The sequence below is a fragment of the uncultured Meiothermus sp. genome (genome assembly GCF_937863175.1).
Lineage (GTDB): Bacteria > Deinococcota > Deinococci > Deinococcales > Thermaceae > Meiothermus.
The window spans coordinates 1-3866 of sequence record NZ_CALMCQ010000131.1 but is presented as its reverse complement, the minus strand read 5'-3'; the positions used below and the strand labels follow the sequence as shown (position 1 = coordinate 3866).

General features: G+C 64.7%; 4 protein-coding genes. All 4 read right to left on the bottom strand.

All coding sequences use genetic code 11. The features are described 5' to 3' along the window. Positions 1–238: 238 nt before the first annotated feature. Positions 239–1507: an ABC transporter permease gene (locus Q0288_RS05315; protein WP_299428274.1), complete on the bottom strand. Its 1269-nt coding sequence runs from the start codon at positions 1505–1507 to the stop codon at positions 239–241. Continuing rightward, positions 1504–2199 carry an ABC transporter ATP-binding protein gene (locus tag Q0288_RS05310; protein WP_299428271.1) on the bottom strand — a complete coding sequence of 232 codons (696 nt, stop codon included), beginning with the start codon at positions 2197–2199 and terminating at the stop codon, positions 1504–1506. The genes Q0288_RS05315 and Q0288_RS05310 overlap by 4 nt, the downstream gene beginning before the upstream one ends. Positions 2200–2254: 55 nt before the next feature. After that, entirely contained in the window at positions 2255–3463 is a 1209-nt protein-coding gene (locus tag Q0288_RS05305) for an efflux RND transporter periplasmic adaptor subunit (RefSeq protein ID WP_299428268.1), read from the bottom strand. A gap of 77 nt (positions 3464–3540) precedes the next feature. Continuing rightward, positions 3541–3866: TolC family protein (locus tag Q0288_RS05300; RefSeq protein WP_299428265.1), on the bottom strand; the 326-nt coding region annotated here is incomplete at its 5' end.

The window sequence follows — 3866 nt, the reverse complement described above, 5'->3', positions numbered from 1 at the left end:
CGAGGCGATCTTTTTGAATCCGGGAGCACCCCCCTCCCGGACGGTCGGCGAAAAAGCGTCTCCCTTCGGTCGGGTTAGACCGAATCGGGTATAAGATCTCCAGGTTAGGAATTTCCACTACCCACGGAGCCGCGCCCAAGCAAACCCCAAAACCGAAACTTTGATCGCGGGCGCACTCAGCTAGAAGCAACTGCAGGAATGTTACCGCGAGTCCAGGGATACCCAATTCCCTGGACATTTACTCGTAGCGCAGAGCCTCGATGGGGTCGAGCGCGGCAGCCCTTGCCGCCGGCCATACCCCGAAAAACAGCCCCACCAGCGCGCTGACCGCCAGGGCCAGGAGGATGGTCGCGGGGTTGAGGATGAAAATCTGGAAAAAAGGCACGGTGGCTGTAACCAGCAGCAGCAAGCCAGCGGCCAGCACCACCCCCAGAATCCCGCCCATCAGCGTCAGCACCACCGCCTCGATCAAGAACTGCTGGCGCACCTGCCCCGAGGTTGCCCCCAGGGCCTTGCGCAGGCCAATTTCTCGGGTGCGCTCGGTCACCGAGACCAGCATGATGTTCATGATGCCGATCCCGCCAACCAGCAGCGACAGGCCAGCAATCGCGCCCAGCAGCGCTTGCAGAATCAGGGTGATGGACTGCAAGGTCTGCTGGAAGGTCTCGGTGGACTGGATCTGGTACCGGCCCTCGCCGTAGCGGGCCTCGAAGATGCGCCGCACCTGCTGCGTAACCTGGCGGGCATCGGCCTCAGGCTTGAGCGACAGGATCACAAAGTCGTACTGGCCCCGGCGTGCGTCGGGCGAGGTGTTCCAGACAAGCTGCGTGGGTGCGTAGGCCGTCGAAGCGGCCCCGAGCCCGCCAAAGATACCGCCGGGCGGCTCCAGCACCCCCACCACGGTCAGTTCGATGCGGGCGCCACCGGGATAAAAAAAGCGAACCACCTGGCCGATGGCCTGGCGGCCCGGAAAAAGATCCGCGGCAGCCCGGTCGGAGAGCACCACCACTGCCAGCCCGCCCCGGGCCTCACTCTCGGTAAAGTAGCGGCCCGAGGCGACCCTGATGGTGGGGTCGAGCCGGGGAAGGTCGCCCGGCGTTCCCTGCAACTGCATCGAGCGGCGCACCCCGGGTCGGCTTTCGTACTGGATGTTGGTAAAGAGCTGGGGAATGACCCTGGCCGGCAACGCTTGCAGGGCTCGAATATCCACGTCGCGGATGGGAGCAGTGTTAAAATCGTGGCCCTCGCCAAAGTTGGGTTGCACAAATATCGAGCGGCCCGCTATGGCTTCCAGATCCTGGGTGATACCAGCGGTAGCCATCTGGCCCAGCGAGATCATGGCGGTGACAGCAAACACCCCAATCACAATGCCCAGCAGGGCCAGAAAACTGCGTAGCTTATTGCCCCACAGCGACTCAAAGGCCATGCGGAAGTTCTCGAGCGGGTTCATCCTGGAGCCTGCCGGGTTGTTCGTTCTGGGAGCGGGGGCCTCTCTGGCCGGGTTCATGCCATCCCTCCATCCACTACCCTGCCGTCGCGCAGCCGCACAATGCGCTGGGCTCTGGCCCCCAGATCGGGATCGTGGGTGACCATCAGGATGGTCTTGCCCTGGCGGTGCAGGGCATCAAAAAGCCCCATAATCTCGTCGGACGATTTGGAGTCGAGGTTGCCGGTGGGTTCGTCGGCCAGCAGCAGATCCGGTTCCTGCACCAGTGCCCTGGCGAGGGCTACCCGCTGTTTCTGCCCGCCCGAAAGCTCGGAGGGCAGGTGGTCGAGGCGATCGCCCAGATTGACCGATTCCAGGGCCTGCCTGGCCCGTTTGAGCCGCTCGGGGGTGGACACCCCCCGGTAGACCAGCGGCAACGCCACATTGTGCAGGGCGGTCAGGCGTGGCAGCAAGAAAAACGCCTGGAAGACAAACCCCACCCGCTGGTTGCGAATGCGGGCCAGCTGGCCTTCGTTCAAGCCTCGCACCGGCTGGCCGCCCAGGTTGTACTCGCCCTCGGTGGGCGTATCGAGCAGACCGATGATGTGCATCAGGGTAGATTTGCCTGAGCCGGACGGCCCCATCAGGGCCACATACTCGGCCTGCTGGACGGTCAAGTCAATGCCGCTGAGGGCATGTACCTCCACCGTGCGGACGCTCGAGCCCGAACGGTAGACCTTGGTTACACCGCTCATCTGCACCACCGGGGTCATGGCCGGCCTCCCGGCGGTACTACCGCCCTTGCCGTTGGTTGCTGGCGGATTGCGGTCATTGCTGACCCCCGGTCTGGGGCAGTCGGTAGCTCACCTTACCTCCCTCCTCGAGGGCTTCGGGCGGCAGCGAGACCAGCAGGCTGCCGTCGGCAATTCCTTCCACGGCGGCATGGGTGAGGTTGCGGGCCTTAGGGGTGACGGGCTGCTTTCGAACCGTCCGAGTGGTTTCATCCACCACCCAGACAGACTGCCGTCCCGGCTCTTCGACCAGGGTCTCGAGGGGAACTTTAAGGGCGTTTGGCAGGCGTAGGGTGGTAATTCGGGCGGTGATGGTCAGGCTGGGCCTGGCTACAGCCTCGGCCCGGGCATCCAGGAAGCGGATGAAGACCGGCAGCAGTGCGCTCCCACCGGCTCCGGCCACCTCGGCCTGCACGCCCAGGCGATCCACCTTGCCCTGTAAAGGCTGGTTGGGAGCGGCATCGAGCTCGAGGGTCACCGGCTGGCCTGGACGCACCCCCGGAATATCTGCTTCCAGCAGCCGAACCTGCACCCGCAGGCTACCGGCCTCCATCAGGCGGATTGCTGCGCCCGTAGCGGTGGTCTCGACCCCGACCAGAAACCCCACACTGGAGATGCTGCCTGCCACCGGGGCCCGCAGCGAGGACTGGGCAATGGTGCGCTCGAGGCCAGCGATCTCGGTCTGGCGAGCCTCAATCTGAGCCTGGAGGTCGCGCTGGGTGCTGGCGCGGGTCTGGCTCAGGCTGGCCAGCTGGGACTCGAGGTCGGCCACCTGGCGGATGAGCTGGCTCACCTCGTTCTGCGAAGCACTACCGACCTGCAACAGGCGCTGGGTCAGGCTCAGGTTGCGCCGGGCCTCCCCCAGCTGGTTTTGCAGGCGGGTCTGGTTGGTACGAAACTCGCCATCCTGGGCGCTGGCGCGGACTCGCAGGGCACTCAGGGTCTCTCTGGCCGCACGCAGTTGCAGCTCTTCGTTGGGGGTCTCGAGCACCGCCAGGAGCTGCCCAGCCTGCACGGTCTGCCCTTCCTGTACCCGCACCTCGGCTACCCGCCCTGGCCGAGGGAAAGTGAGGGCATAGAGGCGGGCCTCCACCACCCCGGTGGCCCGCGCCTCACGCACGAACTCGCCCCGTTCGGCCCGCACCACATTCACCGAAAGGCCCTGCTCTCCCCTCGGGCGCATCAAGCCAAAAATGGTCAGGCCCAGCGAGAGGGCCACCAGCACAATCCAGATCCAGCGTCTCATTCGATTAACCTCCAGGAGAGTAGGCGGGTCAGGGGTCGAGAACCCAGTGCGAACAGACTGCCTCTGCTCTCCCCTGCTCAATTATTTCCTGCTGCCTGCAAGGCATAAATCGCGTTCCAAACCTCGATCTGAGCTGCCAGTACCGAGCGGTCTGCTTCGGCCCTGGCCAGTTCGGCCTGCTCCAGCACCACCTGGGCAATGGCCCCCGCCTGAAAACGACGTTGGGCAGCTACCAGCTCGTTGCCAAGACGAACCTGCGATTCTCTGGCCAGGCGGTGGTTTTCCTGGGCACTTTGCAGTCGGCGTTTGGTGGCTTCCAGCACATCCCCCAGGTTGCGCTCCACATCCATTTGGGCGGTTCGTGCTCGAGCCAGATCCCGTTCGCGGGCGGCCCGATCCAGGG